16 protein-coding genes are annotated in these 15,894 nt (G+C 37.4%); all 16 read right to left on the bottom strand.

The genetic code is table 11. From position 1 onward, the window contains the following. Positions 1-389 precede the first annotated feature (389 nt). The 16 genes from ACQKN2_RS21665 to metG all read right to left on the bottom strand — a co-directional run bounded on the left by ACQKN2_RS21665 (position 390) and on the right by metG (position 15,617). Positions 390-617 carry an anti-sigma-F factor Fin gene (locus ACQKN2_RS21665; protein WP_004229176.1) on the bottom strand — a complete coding sequence of 76 codons (228 nt, stop codon included), beginning with the start codon at positions 615-617 and terminating at the stop codon, positions 390-392. 384 nt (positions 618-1,001) lie between these two features. Continuing rightward, complete coding sequence (pth, locus tag ACQKN2_RS21660; protein WP_427416777.1) at positions 1,002-1,562, bottom strand: aminoacyl-tRNA hydrolase; 561 nt, start codon at positions 1,560-1,562, stop codon at positions 1,002-1,004. 267 nt (positions 1,563-1,829) lie between these two features. Then, a complete protein-coding gene (locus ACQKN2_RS21655) occupies positions 1,830-2,420 on the bottom strand; it encodes a 50S ribosomal protein L25/general stress protein Ctc (RefSeq protein ID WP_427416776.1) in 591 nt (196 codons plus the stop codon). A gap of 398 nt (positions 2,421-2,818) precedes the next feature. Then, positions 2,819-3,778 (bottom strand): ribose-phosphate diphosphokinase, encoded by a 960-nt coding sequence (locus tag ACQKN2_RS21650; RefSeq protein ID WP_427416775.1) that lies wholly within the window; start codon positions 3,776-3,778, stop codon positions 2,819-2,821. Between the two features lie 24 nt (positions 3,779-3,802). Continuing rightward, positions 3,803-5,173 (bottom strand): bifunctional UDP-N-acetylglucosamine diphosphorylase/glucosamine-1-phosphate N-acetyltransferase GlmU, encoded by a 1,371-nt coding sequence (gene glmU, locus ACQKN2_RS21645; RefSeq protein WP_427416774.1) that lies wholly within the window; start codon positions 5,171-5,173, stop codon positions 3,803-3,805. Positions 5,174-5,437: 264 nt separating this feature from the next. Beyond that, positions 5,438-5,767 carry a septation regulator SpoVG gene (spoVG, locus tag ACQKN2_RS21640; RefSeq protein ID WP_427416773.1) on the bottom strand — a complete coding sequence of 110 codons (330 nt, stop codon included), beginning with the start codon at positions 5,765-5,767 and terminating at the stop codon, positions 5,438-5,440. A 357-nt stretch (positions 5,768-6,124) separates the two neighbouring features. Then, positions 6,125-6,499, bottom strand: a complete 375-nt coding sequence (locus ACQKN2_RS21635; protein ID WP_323651186.1) for a RidA family protein — start codon at positions 6,497-6,499, stop codon at positions 6,125-6,127. Then, positions 6,496-7,329, bottom strand: a complete 834-nt coding sequence (purR, locus tag ACQKN2_RS21630) for a pur operon repressor (protein WP_323651185.1) — start codon at positions 7,327-7,329, stop codon at positions 6,496-6,498. Before purR ends, ACQKN2_RS21635 begins: the two co-directional genes overlap by 4 nt. Positions 7,330-7,385: 56 nt before the next feature. Further along, a complete protein-coding gene (gene ispE, locus ACQKN2_RS21625; RefSeq protein ID WP_427416772.1) occupies positions 7,386-8,252 on the bottom strand; it encodes a 4-(cytidine 5'-diphospho)-2-C-methyl-D-erythritol kinase in 867 nt (288 codons plus the stop codon). 551 nt (positions 8,253-8,803) lie between these two features. Beyond that, positions 8,804-8,986: a small, acid-soluble spore protein, alpha/beta type gene (locus ACQKN2_RS21620; RefSeq protein ID WP_323651183.1), complete on the bottom strand. Its 183-nt coding sequence runs from the start codon at positions 8,984-8,986 to the stop codon at positions 8,804-8,806. A 114-nt stretch (positions 8,987-9,100) separates the two neighbouring features. Continuing rightward, entirely contained in the window at positions 9,101-9,361 is a 261-nt protein-coding gene (gene veg / locus ACQKN2_RS21615) for a biofilm formation stimulator Veg (protein WP_197142748.1), read from the bottom strand. A gap of 157 nt (positions 9,362-9,518) precedes the next feature. Continuing rightward, positions 9,519-10,400 (bottom strand): 16S rRNA (adenine(1518)-N(6)/adenine(1519)-N(6))-dimethyltransferase RsmA, encoded by an 882-nt coding sequence (gene rsmA, locus ACQKN2_RS21610; protein ID WP_427416790.1) that lies wholly within the window; start codon positions 10,398-10,400, stop codon positions 9,519-9,521. Then, positions 10,393-10,959, bottom strand: a complete 567-nt coding sequence (rnmV, locus tag ACQKN2_RS21605) for a ribonuclease M5 (protein WP_427416771.1) — start codon at positions 10,957-10,959, stop codon at positions 10,393-10,395. Before rnmV ends, rsmA begins: the two co-directional genes overlap by 8 nt. Before the next feature lie 293 nt (positions 10,960-11,252). After that, positions 11,253-12,479, bottom strand: a complete 1,227-nt coding sequence (locus tag ACQKN2_RS21600; RefSeq protein WP_427416770.1) for a ubiquitin-like domain-containing protein — start codon at positions 12,477-12,479, stop codon at positions 11,253-11,255. Between the two features lie 137 nt (positions 12,480-12,616). Beyond that, positions 12,617-13,387: a TatD family hydrolase gene (locus tag ACQKN2_RS21595; RefSeq protein ID WP_427416769.1), complete on the bottom strand. Its 771-nt coding sequence runs from the start codon at positions 13,385-13,387 to the stop codon at positions 12,617-12,619. A gap of 253 nt (positions 13,388-13,640) precedes the next feature. Next, positions 13,641-15,617: a methionine--tRNA ligase gene (gene metG, locus ACQKN2_RS21590; protein WP_427416768.1), complete on the bottom strand. Its 1,977-nt coding sequence runs from the start codon at positions 15,615-15,617 to the stop codon at positions 13,641-13,643. Between the last annotated feature and the right edge of the window lie 277 nt (positions 15,618-15,894).

Below are 15,894 nucleotides of genomic sequence, written 5' to 3'. Positions count from 1 at the left end.
TTCACCATTACTAGTAATCTAGTACTATAATACGCATTTTTATTGTTTATTTTATCAATTATGCCTTGGCATAATTTCGTCCAGAATCGGCTTTATACTTAGGCCTGCAAATGTTTATTGTGCGAAAGAGCAGTGCTAACGTAGCGACAGCAACACGGTTTTATCTGTGCGAAAGCGCAGCGACAGCAACAACATGAGGGCCGACATGATGTCGGTAAATTCATCTAACAACCTATAAAGGTGACAGACTACTGTAACTGCCGCTTTGCTCTCGTTACCAAAAACATTTGTAGCTGACGCTTCGCTTTCGTTACAAAAAACATTTGCCGAAAGAAATTAAACGGAAAAAGCTTTGGACGCACGTAGTGTGCGCCAAAGCATCCTTCCAATTATTGAATCCATTTATTGAGTGCGTGATAATCTGGATATTGTTTCAGCGAATCCTCACATTGCTCACAAATGCAGTGCACCGTCGTTTGTCCATGTTGATCTTTCTCAACATAATCATCCGCTTCACCCAATTCGAAAATATGTAGTTTTCGAATTGTATCATCTGCATCAAATGGTAGCGTCCCTATTTCTACTTCACAATGCCGACATCGATATCGAACTGACATCTCCAAATCATCCTCCTTTAAGCAACTTTCTACTTAAAGTATAGACATTTTGAAAAAAGATTATGCACTTCCAATTTTACCTTAGCGGTCATTTAGAAATAGAGAATAGTTTTGCATTGTATTTAATACTATATATTTAGTTAGCTGTTGTCGCAGGAAAAAACATGAGGGCAGACACGATGTTGGTCATTTCAGCAATGCCACAGGACGTGGCGTTCTTAGCCTGAGTTCCTCTATTTCAGCGGGTGTTTGGACATCTATAAGTGACGTTTCACTTACGTTACAAAAAACATCTGTAACTGACGTTTCACTTTCGCTACAAAAAAGCACTTGCTGAAAGAAGTTAAATCGTCATCCTAAACAACTGTGTAATATCCATGATTGTTATCCGTTAAAGCGATTCATCACATCAAGAAATGGATTTGAAAGAGATGCTTCTACAGCATTTACACACTTTTCAATAGCTTCGCCAACGACAGCCTGATCTTCTTTTGAAAATTTTGATAACACGTAATCTGCTACCTTCATGCCAGCTGGTGGGCGATTAACCCCAACCCGTATGCGATTAAATTCTTGTGTGCCTAAATGCTGAATTAATGATTTAATACCATTATGCCCACCTGCACTACCTTTTTGACGCAGGCGCAATTTACCTGTTTCTAAATCTAAATCGTCATAAATTACAATTAAATCTTCCACATCAATATCAAAATAGTTCATTAGGGGACCAACACATTCCCCTGATAAATTCATATATGTTAAAGGTTTAACAAGTAGAACCTTTCCTTCAGGACGATGTACCGTTGCATACATACCATTAAACTTTGAATTTGTTAAAGGTGCACCCCATTTTTCAGCTAATACATCAATAACATCGAAGCCAATATTATGTCTTGTATGCTCATAAGGTTTACCTGGATTTCCTAAACCAACGATAATTTTCATAAGTACCCCTCTTCTTTCAAATCTAATAGTCATTATTTTACCATATCATGCACACAGAAAGCAGTTTGTACAATTTTTGAAAGTAAAAGTTCAATAACGACTTGATATTATTTAAAATCATGACTTCAACCATACATATCGCGAAATGGTTAGGGCTTAAAAAGGAAGCATACACACGAATAACGTCGCCAATGCCCTTACTAAATAAAATACAAAAGGCTACTGAAGAAGCTTAGCTTCCCAGTAGCCTTTCCTTAACAAATATTTTTACTCTTGTACTTGTTCACTATCTACTGCCGATTCTTCAACGACTGCTGGAGCCATAATTGATACCAATGTATGACCATTTTCACTGATAATATCAAAATCAATCGTATCTCGAATATCTGCTACTGTAATTGTTTCACCAATTTTAAGTTCAGTAATATCAACTTCAATAGCTTCTGGTATATCTGCTGGTTTTACATTAATTTTCACATCTAAGTTAGGTTGCATTAATATGCCACCCACACTAACTCCAACTGACTCTCCAACAAGTTTAATAGGCACTTCAGCTTCTATTGCTTCGGACATATCAATTGCTAAAAAGTCGATATGATTTACTTCATCTTTCATAGAGCATTGTTGGATTTCTGATAAAACAACATTCACTTTTTTACCATCTAACTCCATCGAAAACACACCGTTTTGCCCATTCTTTTGAATGGATTTTCTGAATTCTTTCGCTGAAATAGAAATTGGGGTCGAATCTAATTTATAGCCGTAAATAACTGCAGGAATGGCTCCCCCTTTTCTAAGTTGGGTTAATGTCGAACGGTGCCCAGCTTCGCGCTTTTTAACACTTAATACTGTACTCATATCTATACTTCCCCTTCCAAGAAAAATTATTTACGCCTTATTATAAATGTCACTACTTTCAATGACATTTGTTAAGGCTATACTAATATTTACTACCATTTTAGCTCATCACCATAACGTGGGGTTGATTTCCGTTCCAGCCGGGCGCTTTCCTGGAGTCGCCCAGTCGTAACGAAGATCAACTTATTCATATAACTTACGTTTTAACAAAATATATCCCAACCTTAGGCGGTAAACTATTTTTCATAGAGTAGTGTAAATATTATTAAGTCACAATCACCATATACCCTTTTACAAGAAAATTCAAACAAAAGAAACCTAGAAAAAGGACAAATCTACTTGCAAACGTAGATTTGTCCTTAATAAGCCACATATTGGGATGTGTTTATTTATTTATATTAATCAAATAGAGTACTTACAGATTTATTTTCATAGACACGAGAGATTGCATCTGCCATCAATTTAGCTACTGAAAGCTCAGTAATTTTTGGAGATTTTTTCTCTTCTGGAAGCTGGATTGTATTTGTTACAACTAATTCTTTAATCGAAGATTTTTCGATACGCTCGATTGCTGGGCCTGATAGTACTGGGTGAGAGCAACAAGCATATACTTCTTTCGCACCAGCAGCACGTAATGCATCCGCGCCGATTGTAATTGTACCTGCAGTGTCAATAATATCATCAATCAAGATTGCCACTTTACCATCAACATTACCAACAATGTTCATTACTTCTGCAACGTTTGGTTTTGGACGGCGTTTGTCAATAATTGCAATAGGTGCTTTTAAACGTTCTGCCATTTTACGAGCACGAGTTACACCACCATGGTCTGGTGAAACAACAACGATTTCATCTTCTGAAATACCTTTTGATTTGAAGTAATCAGATAGTAAAGGCACTGCCATCAAGTGGTCGATTAAAATATCGAAGAAACCTTGGATTTGCGGTGCATGTAAATCTAAAACGATAACACGTGTTGCACCAGCTGTTTCAAGTAAGTTTGCTACTAATTTAGCTGTAATTGGCTCGCGTGCTTTTGCTTTACGGTCCTGACGTGCATAACCATAGTAAGGCATTACAACGTTTACTGTACGAGCAGATGCGCGTTTTACAGCATCTACCATAATTAAAAGCTCCATTAAATGTTCGTTTACAGGTGCAGAAGTAGACTGCACGATAAACACATCACAACCACGAATACTTTCTTCAATGCTAATTTGAACTTCTCCATCGCTGAAGTGCTTAACAGAAGATTTACCTAATTCAACACCCATTTCTTGCGCAATTTCTTGAGCAAGTGGATTGTTAGAGTTAAGTGAAAATATTTTTAATTGTGAGTTTGCATAATGATACGGCATGATGGCCTCCTGTTTAGTTGATAATTATTTTGAATTTAATTTGCTTACATAATTCGGTTTGTTTTCTTGTCTTGCACGAGCAATTGCAAGTGCATCCTCAGGAACTTCTTTTGTAATTGTAGATCCTGCTGCAATAAATGAACCTTTTCCAACTTTCACTGGCGCTACTAAGTTAGTATTACATCCTACAAATACATCATCTTCAATAATCGTTTGGAACTTGTTTTTCCCATCATAGTTTACTGTAATGGAACCACAGCCAATATTGACCTTGCTTCCTATTTCAGCATCGCCAATATAGCTTAAGTGGGATACTTTCGTGTCATTGCCTAGTTTACTTTTCTTCACTTCTACAAAGTTACCAATTTTCACATGGCTGCCTATATCAGAAAGTGGTCGAATATTTGCAAACGGTCCTATAGCTGTGTCTTCTGCTACAGCGCTTTCACGTACAACAGAAGAATGTACAGTTGTTCGGTCACCGATACGGCTATCAATGATTTGTGTGTTTGGTCCGATTATACAATCTTCACCAATAACAGTTGTACCTTCAATCATAGAACCTGGTTGGATGACAGTATCACGACCAATCATTGCCTCAGCGCTGATGTATGTTGCTTCTGAATTAATAATTGTGACACCGTTACGCATATGCTTTTCATTAATTCTTGTACGCATTAGCGTCTCTGCTTGAGACAGAGCAACACGATCATTTACACCAAGTGTTTCTTCGAAATCCCCAGTTACATATGCTTCAACGACTTCACCTTGTTTTTGTAAAATTTCAATGACATCAGGTAAATAATATTCACCCTGTGCATTGTCGTTTTTCACAAGTTTTAATGTCTCAAATAAGGCCTTATTATCGAAGCAGTATGTGCCCGTATTAATCTCTTTCACTAATTGCTGCTCTGCTGAAGCGTCCTTTTGCTCAACAATTTGCTCCACTTGTCCATTGTCGCCACGTAAAATACGACCGTAGCCTGTTGGATTTTCAGCAATGGCTGTTAAAATTGTTGCCTTGGCATTCTTTGCTTGATGATGCTCGAACAAAGCTTGCATCGTTTCAGGGCGGATAAGTGGTGTATCACCACAAACAACTAATGTTGTCCCTTCTTCGCTACTTAAAATTGTCTCTGCCTGTTGTACAGCATGAGCTGTCCCTAACTGTTCAGCCTGTAAAACATACTCGCTTTTATCGCCAAGCTGTTGTTTCACCATTTCTGCACCGTGTCCTACAACCGTTACAATGCGCTTCACATCTAACGTTTGAATGTGATCCACCACATGTTGCACCATTGGCTTCCCACATACCGGATGTAGCACTTTATATAATTTGGACTTCATACGTGTACCTTGACCTGCAGCCAAAATGACAGCAAAAATGTTGCTCATCTGTAAGTCCTCCAATACGCTCATTTTCTCTTATGACTATATAGCAAAATCCATCTATTTTCAAGGCATGTTGACTTGACAAAAAGGTGAATTTCTAAATCAAATGCACCTTATGCTCGAATGTTAATATGTATGTCCTAAAAACTGCTCGTTTTCTCTTATTCTCAAAATAAAAAGAACTCTCCAATTAAGAAGAGTTCTTTTTATTTACTTTCACCATAAGTATAAATCACCGTAGTCAAACTTACACTTATTTCCATCAAGCTATACGCCGATTCCTTCTAATTCTTCTGTTGCTTCTGTTGCTTCTGTTGCTTCTGTTGCTTCTGTCGCTTCTGCCTCGCTTGAATTATGGTACTCGTTTAAAATAATCTCTTGAATTTTATTACGAGTAGTAGAATTAATAGGATGCGCAATATCTCTAAATTCACCGTCTGGTGTCCGTTTACTTGGCATAGCAACGAACAAACCTGCATTGCCATCGATCACACGAATATCGTGAATTACGAACTCATTGTCGAGCGTAATGGAAGCAATCGCACGCATGCGACCATCAGTCTGTACACGACGTAACCTTACATCAGTAACTTCCATTTTCTCACCACCTCTCTTCTTAGATGCCTAAATGAAAATACAATATTCTTATTACCGAATATTTTCCTTTTTACAGTCTATCAAATTTTCTAAAAAATTTGAATACTTATTAGTATAATTTTCTCTAATTTACGTAATTATTGACAATTGTTTGTCGGTCGTCTTTTCACCTTGGTGTAATTGTTGCTGTCGCTTCGCTTTCGCACAGACAAAACACGTTGTTGCTGTCGCTTCGCTTTCGCACATAAAACATTTGTTGCTATTGCTTTGCTTTTGTCTACAAAAACATTTATAGAATGGAGAAAAAAAGCCCACTAAAAGAGCTAATCATTTCTCTTTTAGTGAGCTTAAAATTTCTTATTTAACGATGGCAATAACTTCAATTTCTACTTTCACATCTTTTGGTAGACGTGCAACTTCTACCGCTGAACGTGCCGGCTTATGATCACCAAAGTGGCTAGCATATACTTCATTCATCGCAACAAAGTCGTTCATATCCTTCATAAAAACGGTCGTTTTAACAACGCTGTCTAAAGTTGTTCCGGCAGCTTCTAAAACGGCTTTCAAATTAGCAAATACTTGGTTTGTTTGAACAGTGATATCCCCTTCCACTAATTCACCTGTTGCTGTTAGTGGAATCTGACCTGAGCTATAAAACATGCCATTTACAATAATTCCTTGTGAATATGGTCCAATTGCTGCTGGTGCATTTGTTGTTGCTACTACTTTCATTTGTCATTTCCCCTTTTAGAAAAATAGTTACCTTCACTTAATGCAATTGTACGGTCTTTTTCATTGACCTCATGAAGCTTCACTAGTGAATAATAATCATCTACTAAAGTTTCGTCTGCATGCTCAGCTTCTACTAGCACTGCAATACCAGCTAGTTGACAGTCAAACTCCTCTAATAGATTCTTCATGCCATTCATTGTACCTCCGACCTTCATAAAGTCGTCAGTAATAAGCACTCGTTGCCCACTCTTCATGCTTCTTTTTGATAATACCATTGTCTGAATTCTTCTGGAAGAACCAGATACATAGTTGATGCTAACTGTAGAGCCTTCAGTTACCTTACTATCTCTTCTGACAACAACAACCGGTACATTTAAATGTCTTGCTATCGCATGAGCAATTGAAATACCCTTTGTAGCGACAGTCATTATGACATCAATTTGTTGATCAGCAAATGCGGATGCAAATACCTTACCAACTCGATTAATTAAATCTGGATTGCCTAGTAAATCCGTCATAAATAAATAACCGCCTGGTAACAAACGATCTGAATGCTCAAGCTCCGCCTTTAAATCATGAATAACTAAACGGACCTCGGCTTGGGACATTTTAGGAATATACTTAACTCCTCCTGCAGCGCCCGGTACTGTCATCAATAACCCGATTCCTTTTTCTTCGAAAGTTTCTTTTACAATCGTTAAATCTTCACTAATAGAAGACTTTGCAGATTGATATAGTTCAGAAAAATAAGTTAGCGGGATCAGCTGATGTGGATGTTCTAGTAAATAGTACGTCATATCAACTAGTCGTTCACTACGTTTCCATTTCATGCGACCCTCTCCTAAACACGAATATTTATAGGTAAAATTAACATAAATTTGCGGTTTTAAGCAAGCGTATTTCGCTCGCCTAAAATCCGAACTGCATATACTTCTTCACAAAAACCACGTAAACCATTATAAATACGGCTTACTCGGGCTTCACTATCCACTAAACCGAACACCGTCGGACCGCTTCCACTCATTAGTGTTGCATCTGCACCAAAGCGCTTCATCTGTTCCTTTAACATTACTACCTCTGGATGCAGCTTAAATGTTACAGTTTCCAAAACGTTTCCTATTGATGCACATAGTAGCTCATAATCTTCCGTTTCAATAGAACGGATCATTTGCTTCGTATTTGGATGTTCTAACCCTTCAACCTTTAAACCTCCATACACCTCTGCAGTAGAGACACCTATTTTAGGCTTAGCTAAAACTACCCAACAGTTTGGTGGTGCAGGCAATTCCTGAATTTTTTCTCCACGCCCCGTTGCTAATGCTGTGCCTCCATAGACACAAAACGAAACATCTGAACCAATTTTCGCACCTAATTCAGCTAACTCATCTATAGATAACCCTAAATTCCACAGCTCATTTAAACCCTTCAGTGTAGCAGCCGCATCGCTACTGCCACCCGCTAATCCCGCTGCGATTGGTATTTCCTTTTCTATAGTAATGGATACACCTTGTCCAATGCCGTATGTATCTTTAACTAGACGCGCTGCCTGATAAGCAAAATTTCGGTGATCATTTGGTACGAAATTATCAGTCGAAATTATTTCTATTACACCATCTTCTCGAGATTCTAAACAAATACGATCAGCTAAATCCACAGTTGTCATGACCATCTCTACTTCATGATAATTATCTGGTCTTTTATAAAGCACATCTAATGTTAAATTTATTTTTGCAGGCGCCTTTACATAAAGCATCTTTCTTCCTCCTTATAGCTACACTTATCAATTACAGCCAGATCATTCAGCCGATATTTGAACCTCTCACTACCTTTACATGTGGGAGTCTTCTGTAACTGTTACAAAATATCAGTAGCTGGCGTTCACTTTCGCTATATTAAAGATTTTCTGAATGAAGATAAATCTATCGTTCATCTTTTAATTCATTTTATTTTACCATAATGGGAAAGTGAAAATGGAAAAAAAGAACCGTATACCCCTATTTGGTGTAACGGTTCTCTCTCGTCAGTTGCGTTGTTGTGTCTACAGGAAGCTTTCATCCCTGCAAATGAAGATCATTTATGCCGAGGCATAATTGCGTCCACCTAAGGCTTTTGGCCAACTCGATGTTGGACCTCAGGCGTTTTCACAGGATGTGATGTTCTTAGCTTGAGTTCTTCTATTTCAGCAGATGTTTGGACACCCGCTGAAAAGTGACTCCTCTCACCACCTATAGAGGTGAGAGAGCTTTCGGTACAAAAGACATACGCTGAAAGAAGTTAAAAATAATAAGCGGCCTAGTTCACAGGCTACTTATTATTCTCTTGCTCACTACTTGCTCTTTCAGCCATTTCGATGGCACGTTTGACCATATTACCGGCGTCTCGAGCTTTAATGCCACCCCAGCCTTCTCGTTGCACAACATCATAAAATCCAAGCTCTTTAGCGATCTCTTCTTTTAAACGAGGTGACATAATACCTTTTCTAGGCATACTAAACTCCTCCTTTTACAACTGACGAATTTAGTATGTCCCAGAAAACGCAAAACACTCATGTAGTTTTTAACATACATGAGTGTTTTAGAATATAGAAATAAGTACTAGAAACTATTTTGCGATAGCAGTCTTTGCTTCGTCTAAAAATGTAATCTCTACTGCTTCAGTTAAAATATCTGTGTAGCTATACGATACGCGCTTGCACGTATTGTCTTCTTGATCAAGCTCAACCACAAAGATAGCGCGATATGTCTCACGCAATACCCCTGCACACTCGACCGTTTTCTTGCGACCTCCGTTTGCTTTTAACTGCAAACGTTTACCCAAATGACAATCCAACGACTTTTTAATGTCCGCTAAAGTTTTTGGCATTTTCGCTTACACCTCACTATTTATTAGTATAAGCGATCCGCCCAAAAATGTCAACAAAATATAATATTTTATCAGCCAATTATAATTGTTGTCAACTTATTTTTCATAAAAAGACCATATTTTTTTACATATACTCAAAAAAGTTAACAAAAATTTTTTACTTTGCAAACGTAGGGTGTAGTGCATCGGCTAATTTCCCAAACTCTTGAATGGTTAGAGTCTCTCCTCGACGTGTTGGTTCAATATTTACTGCTTGTAAAGCATCCATTATTTTTTCTTTGTGTACCTTACCATTTGGTAAACCAGATTGTAAATTATTGAAAATTGTTTTTCGTCTTTGTACAAACGACGCACGAGTAACAACAAATAAAAAATCCTCATCAATTACTTTTACTGGAGGTTCATCATGTTTAATAAGACGGATCACTGCTGAATCCACATTTGGCTGGGGCATGAAAACAGTTTTCGGCACTGTCATGGCAATATCAGCTTTCACATAATATTGAATCGCAATTGATAAAGAACCGTACTCCTTCGTTCCAGGTTTAGCTGTAATACGCTCTGCTACCTCTTTTTGCATCATGACAACAAATCCACGAATTGGCAAACGATCATTAAGTAATTTCATTAAAATCGGAGTCGTCACATAATAAGGTAAATTCGCTACAACCATAATATCCTCAATACCTGGCATCTCTTCCTGAATTACCTTAGCAACATCCGCCTTTAAAATGTCTGAATGTACAATCGTAACATTATTATATGGACTAAGTGTGTCTTCTAATACAGGTAATAATCGCTGATCAATTTCAAAAGATACAACCTTTTTTGCACCTCTCGCTAAATGCTCTGTTAATGCTCCGATGCCAGGGCCAACTTCGATTGCACCACTATTTTCAGTTAAATTTGCGTGACTAACAATATTTCGTAAAATGTTCGGATCTACTAAAAAATTTTGACCTAAGCTTTTTTTAAATGAAAATCCATATTTTTTTAAGATTTCTTGTGTTCTAATTGGTGTTGCAATATCCTTATGCATCATTTTCCTCCTGATCTACCTGTGCGATTGCCGCACCAAATTGCTTTTCTGTGATTTGAAACACTTTTAATCTTTTATGAAGTTGTTTACCGTTTGTTGTACCAATATTCAAAATTTCTCCAAGACGATCACGACGAATTTTCGCCTGTGGGTGGCCGGTTAAACGTGCCGTCATCAAGTCTTCGAGCGTAATGTCATCAGTGGTTGGCTCAACATCATTAGGGGTATAGACATGCCGTAGTGCCTCGCGAATATCTTCATCTGCTGCATGCTCTATGCCTAGTCCTTTACCGTTTTTCGCAATGGTTTTAGCTTTTGATAAAAAAGCGTGTTTTACACCTTTTACATGCTCCTCGATAATGGCACGAATTCGACGTCCTGGATAATCTGGATCAGTAAAAACGATAACACCTCTTTTATCCTGTGCATGTTGAATTCTCTTTAGTGTTTCCTCTGAAATAGCCGATCCATTTGTTTCTATTGTATCTGCTTGTACAGCTCGCTTAATAGCGGTTGTATCATCTTTTCCTTCAACAACAATGATTTCTTTTATTTGCAAAAAGGCTCCTCTTTTCTACCATATCTTCAGACCATTTTACAACTGCACTGTATGATTGTACAGAAATACACGGCTATTTACCTTCCTATAATTTTCTCCCTCAGCTTTGCTATTGCTTGTACTTTCGCTTTCGAGTAGACCTAGCAATTGATGTTACAGCTTACTTTCTGTAGATATAACTATATATTATCCCCCAGAACAAATGACTGAAAAAAAATAAAAAAGCTTTCCTGCCAGTCAAAACAGGAAAGCCGTTAAGTGAAAAAACATTTTTGATTAATTTTACAATTTTTTTAATTTAATACTTTTATACGAACTTTTCTTACTCCCCAAGTACTAGCTTGAGCTTCAGTTTGTACAAGTATGTCGATCTTATTACCCTTAATTGCACCACCAGTATCGCCTGCTATAGCTGTTCCATAGCCTTCGACCCAAACTTTTGAGCCAAGCTTAATAACAGAAGGGTCTACTGCAATTACTTTCAATCCAGAGCTTGATCGTAAATCAATGCCAGTGGCAGATGTCCCCGAGCAGCCATTACAATAAGGTGTATAGGCTGTTGCCGTTACATAAAATTCTTTACCGCTAGCTGGCTCTGTTGAACCACGTGATACAGTCGATGCACTAGCTACAGCTACAGTAGCTTCTACAGCTTTTGTACCTACTGCAACCACTTGCTTCTGCGGTTCTTTTACAATATTTTTAGATTGTAGATTTTTCGCTACAACTTGGCCGTTCTCTTTTACGATTTCATACGTTTTAGTTATTAAACCTTTTTGGCCTGCTGTTACAACTTTTTGTTTTCCCTTTTGCAATGCAGCATCCTGCTTCTTTTCAATTGCGAAATCTAAAGAGTCTTCCACTACATCGATAACCTTTTCTACGCGAACTACTGTGATTTTACTCTGTGGAGTTATTACGTCCTTCAGGTTATTCTCGACACGATCGAATTCATTTAGCTGAATTCCTTGTTGTTTTAAAAAGTTAGCGACCGTAGTCGAAGTGGACCATACTTGTCTTTTGTTTACGCCATCGACAAGCGATACTTGAAACGCTTTTTGAATATCAATCTTGTTGTCTGCTCCTATTTCTGTATCTATGCTTTGTTTTAAAGAATCATGCTCTGATACTTCAATATTCGCTTCTTTCAAAATGTCTTTCACTTGTGTTTCAGTTGTCCAAACTTTTGACTGATTTCCATCAACTGAAATAGTTACTTCTTTTGCCTGTTCCCATGAAATTGCTAATCCATTAACAATTTTGGTGTTCAGAGAGGGTGATATTTTGTCATGCTCTGCTACGTCTATATTTTGACCTTGTAATAATTGTTCTACAGTTTTGGCATGTGTTGTTACTTCGATTGCTTCTCCGTTCGCATCAAGCGTTACGGTTTTTTTAGTACCTTGATAAAGTACGAATGAAATTACAGATACAAACAGAATAAGTGAAATAACGCTTATTACTGTTTGCTTACTCCTCAATGATCCTAAGAACAAGTTTTTCATGGAATTATTTGACATGAAAAAACGCCTCCTTAATATACAAGGTTGGATTATACGTACTAGATTTGGCACTGTCAACCCGAATGTATTTCTAAGAAAATTGACATCGCCTTTTTAGCCAACCACAAACCTAGTATTGGAGGCGTCTCAGCTAGTTAATTGTCAATCTTAAAAAATTTTTTCGCATTGATTGTCGTTACCTGTGCAATTTCCTCAATCGTTAAACCTTTTAAACGTGCAATTTCTTCTGCAACTAACGGCACAAAAGCTGGTTCATTACGTTTCCCCCGATATGGATGGGGCGCTAAATACGGTGCATCTGTTTCAATCATCAAATGCTCTACTGGTATTTCTGTTGCCACTTCCTTCGGCATTCGTGCGTTTTTAAATGTCACCGGCCCACCAAGACTAATCATAAAATTCATAGCAATACATTCATGTGCGGTTTCCACACTGCCACTAAAGCAATGCATAACGCCTCCCACGGAAGCTGCATTTTCTTCACGTAAAATTTGTACAACATCTCCAGTTGCATCCCTGTTATGAATAATGATTGGTAAATTCAGCTTTTGTGCCAAATGAATTTGCTTGCGGAAAAGGGCTTGTTGAACATCTTTCGGTGATTTATCCCAATAGTAGTCCAACCCAGTTTCACCAATACCCACTATCTTTGGATGTGCTGCTAATTCCTCAATCCAATCTAAATCCTCTTGTCTACAATCAATGGCGTCAACCGGGTGCCAGCCTATGACACCATAAACAAAATCATATTGTTCAATCAGTTGCATTGTTTTTTCAATGGTTTTGCGATCGAAACCAACAACAACCATAGTTTCTACCTTGGCCTCAAGAGCTCTATCTATAACCTCTTGTAAGTCTTCTTCATACTGATCTGCATTTAAGTGTACGTGTGTATCAATGAACATCGTCATTCTCCTAACATAGATTTTATTAAAAATTATTATTTCATATTTTGCAGTAGTGTTACAAATTTGTTACAAACAATTTTGTATTATAACATTACACATATCCATAGACCCCGTATTTGCTACTATTTACCTAAAAACATCTAATATTTACTGCGCATAAATTATTTTAAGATAATAAATTACTCATTTTTCAAACGGATTTTAAAAGCCTGCTGAACTTTTTCCATTCAGCAGGCCTTCCTAAATTTTTTTACTTTACTTTTGCACCATTCTCTAGTTTTGAATCAACCGATGCTAATTTTAAAATCCCATCTTTTTCACCAGCTAGAATCATTCCTTGCGATAATTCACCGCGTAATTTAACTGGCTTTAAGTTAGCGACTACAATTACTTTTTGACCAATCAATTCATCTGGAGAGTAGAACTTTGCAATACCCGAAACTACTTGTCGTTGCTCATATCCAAGATCCACTTGGAGCTTTAATAATTTATCTGCTTTTGGAATAGTTTCACACGCTGTCACAGTGGCTACACGTAAATCCACCTTCATAAAATCATCAATAGTAATTTCAGGAATTTCTGGAATCTCCGCAGCTTTTTCCTCACTTTTTGATTCTTCTTTTTGTGGAGTTTTCACTGAACCACGCATTTCCTCACGAATATACGTAATTTCAACTTCATTTTCTAGACGAGGGAAAATCGGAATCCCTTTTTCTACCACTTTAATGTTTGCTGGAATAGTATTGCCGAATGTTTCAATTGTTTCCCATGCTAAGAATTTGTCATCTAACCCTAATTGTTCAATAATTCGCTTAGGAGTAGATGTCATAAATGGTTGTAACATGACAGCAATTTGGTGTAAACTTTCCGCCAAATTTCGCATAGCAGCGCCTAATTTTGGCTTATCTGTTTCCTCTTTAGCTAACACCCATGGTTGAGTTTCATCTATATATTTATTCGTTCTTGAAACTAGCGTCCATAAGTCGGCTAATACGACACTAAATTGCATTTTTTCCATACTTTCTTCATATTTAATACGTACTGATTCAGCCTGTTCTTTTAAAGCTGCGTCAAACTCTGTCGATTGAAGATTTTCAGTTGGAATAATGCCATCGAAATATTTATTAATCATTGAAATAGTACGATTTAATAAATTGCCTAAATCGTTTGCTAAGTCGAAGTTTGTACGTTCAACAAAAGATTCTGGCGAAAATACACCATCAGAGCCGAATGGTAACTCACGCAATAGGAAGTATCTTGTTGCATCTAAACCATAACGCTCTATTAACATTTCAGGATAAATAACATTGCCCTTTGATTTAGACATCTTACCGTCTTTCATCATGATAAAACCATGAGCAAACACTTTTTTAGGAAGTGGTAAATCTAGAGCCATTAAGAAAATTGGCCAATAAATAGTATGGAATCGAACGATATCTTTACCAACTACATGTACATCTGCCGGCCAATATTTATTGAATAATGTTTCATCCTCTGAAAGATAACCTAATGATGTTATATAGTTAGTTAAAGCATCTACCCATACATAAATTACATGTTTAGGGTCTCCTGGAACTTTAATGCCCCAATCAAATGATGTTCTTGAAACAGATAAATCTTCTAGCCCTGGTTTAATAAAGTTATTAATCATTTCATTTTTTCGAGATTCAGGCTCAATGAAATCAAGGTTTTCTTGATAATAAGCTAAAAGACGATCAGCGTATTTCTTCATATTAAAGAAGTAAGATTCCTCTTTAACTTTGTGTACTGAACGACCACAGTCTGGACAGTTACCGTCTACTAATTGTGTCTCAGTAAAGAATGATTCACATGGTGTACAGTACCAACCTTCATACTCACCTTTATAAATATCACCATTATCTAAAAACTTTTGGAAAATCTTTTCGACAGTTTTCGTATGACGCTCTTGCGTTGTTTGAATAAAGTCATCGTATGAAATGTCCATTAATGCCCAAAGCTTTTTCGCAGCATCTGCAATTTCATTTACGTATTCTTGAGGATGCTTGCCCGCTTCAGCGGCTTTTTCTTGAATTTTTTGCCCATGCTCATCCATTCCAGTTAAAAAACGTACATCATAACCACGTAAACGTTTATAACGTGCAATTGTATCTGATGCTACAGTTGTATACGCTGTACCAATATGGAATTTCCCACTTGGGTAATAAATAGGGGTTGTTATATAGAATGTTTTATTTTGTTCGCTCACTAGAACTGCCTCCATTGTTTCACAGTATACTATCTATTCTAACTAAGTACGAAATTCGTTTCAACTTCTTTCAGCAGGTGTCCAAACATAGGAACTCAGGCTAAGACCTTCACATCCTGTGAAAACGCATGGGTGACCAACATCATGTTGGCCTAAAGCCTCCGGCGGATGTCACGAAATTTCATAGGATGTTAGCCTAAAATCATCGCATCCATGCGATAACGGCTAACTGACCTGCATCGGTAAAAACGCCACGTCCTGTGGCATTACCGAAATG

This window comes from Lysinibacillus sp. NPDC093688, from assembly GCF_050280145.1.
GTDB classification, from domain to species: Bacteria; Bacillota; Bacilli; order Bacillales_A; family Planococcaceae; genus Lysinibacillus; species Lysinibacillus xylanilyticus_B.
Note: the sequence above shows the minus strand (reverse complement) of the source record. Positions and strands in the feature narration are given on the sequence as shown.

What these genes read in the sequence shown, in the direction of transcription:
- ACQKN2_RS21665 (WP_004229176.1), bottom strand. Translation starts at nt 617, where the DNA reads ATGTCAGTTCGATATCGATGTCGGCATTGTGAAGTAGAAATAGGGACG.
- pth (WP_427416777.1), bottom strand. Translation starts at nt 1,562, where the DNA reads ATGAAAATTATCGTTGGTTTAGGAAATCCAGGTAAACCTTATGAGCAT.
- ACQKN2_RS21655 (WP_427416776.1), bottom strand. Translation starts at nt 2,420, where the DNA reads ATGAGTACAGTATTAAGTGTTAAAAAGCGCGAAGCTGGGCACCGTTCG.
- ACQKN2_RS21650 (WP_427416775.1), bottom strand. Translation starts at nt 3,778, where the DNA reads ATGCCGTATCATTATGCAAACTCACAATTAAAAATATTTTCACTTAAC.
- glmU (WP_427416774.1), bottom strand. Translation starts at nt 5,173, where the DNA reads ATGAGCAACATTTTTGCTGTCATTTTGGCTGCAGGTCAAGGTACACGT.
- spoVG (WP_427416773.1), bottom strand. Translation starts at nt 5,767, where the DNA reads ATGGAAGTTACTGATGTAAGGTTACGTCGTGTACAGACTGATGGTCGC.
- ACQKN2_RS21635 (WP_323651186.1), bottom strand. Translation starts at nt 6,499, where the DNA reads ATGAAAGTAGTAGCAACAACAAATGCACCAGCAGCAATTGGACCATAT.
- purR (WP_323651185.1), bottom strand. Translation starts at nt 7,329, where the DNA reads ATGAAATGGAAACGTAGTGAACGACTAGTTGATATGACGTACTATTTA.
- ispE (WP_427416772.1), bottom strand. Translation starts at nt 8,252, where the DNA reads ATGCTTTATGTAAAGGCGCCTGCAAAAATAAATTTAACATTAGATGTG.
- ACQKN2_RS21620 (WP_323651183.1), bottom strand. Translation starts at nt 8,986, where the DNA reads ATGCCTAGAAAAGGTATTATGTCACCTCGTTTAAAAGAAGAGATCGCT.
- veg (WP_197142748.1), bottom strand. Translation starts at nt 9,361, where the DNA reads ATGCCAAAAACTTTAGCGGACATTAAAAAGTCGTTGGATTGTCATTTG.
- rsmA (WP_427416790.1), bottom strand. Translation starts at nt 10,400, where the DNA reads ATGCATAAGGATATTGCAACACCAATTAGAACACAAGAAATCTTAAAA.
- ACQKN2_RS21600 (WP_427416770.1), bottom strand. Translation starts at nt 12,479, where the DNA reads ATGTCAAATAATTCCATGAAAAACTTGTTCTTAGGATCATTGAGGAGT.
- ACQKN2_RS21595 (WP_427416769.1), bottom strand. Translation starts at nt 13,387, where the DNA reads ATGTTCATTGATACACACGTACACTTAAATGCAGATCAGTATGAAGAA.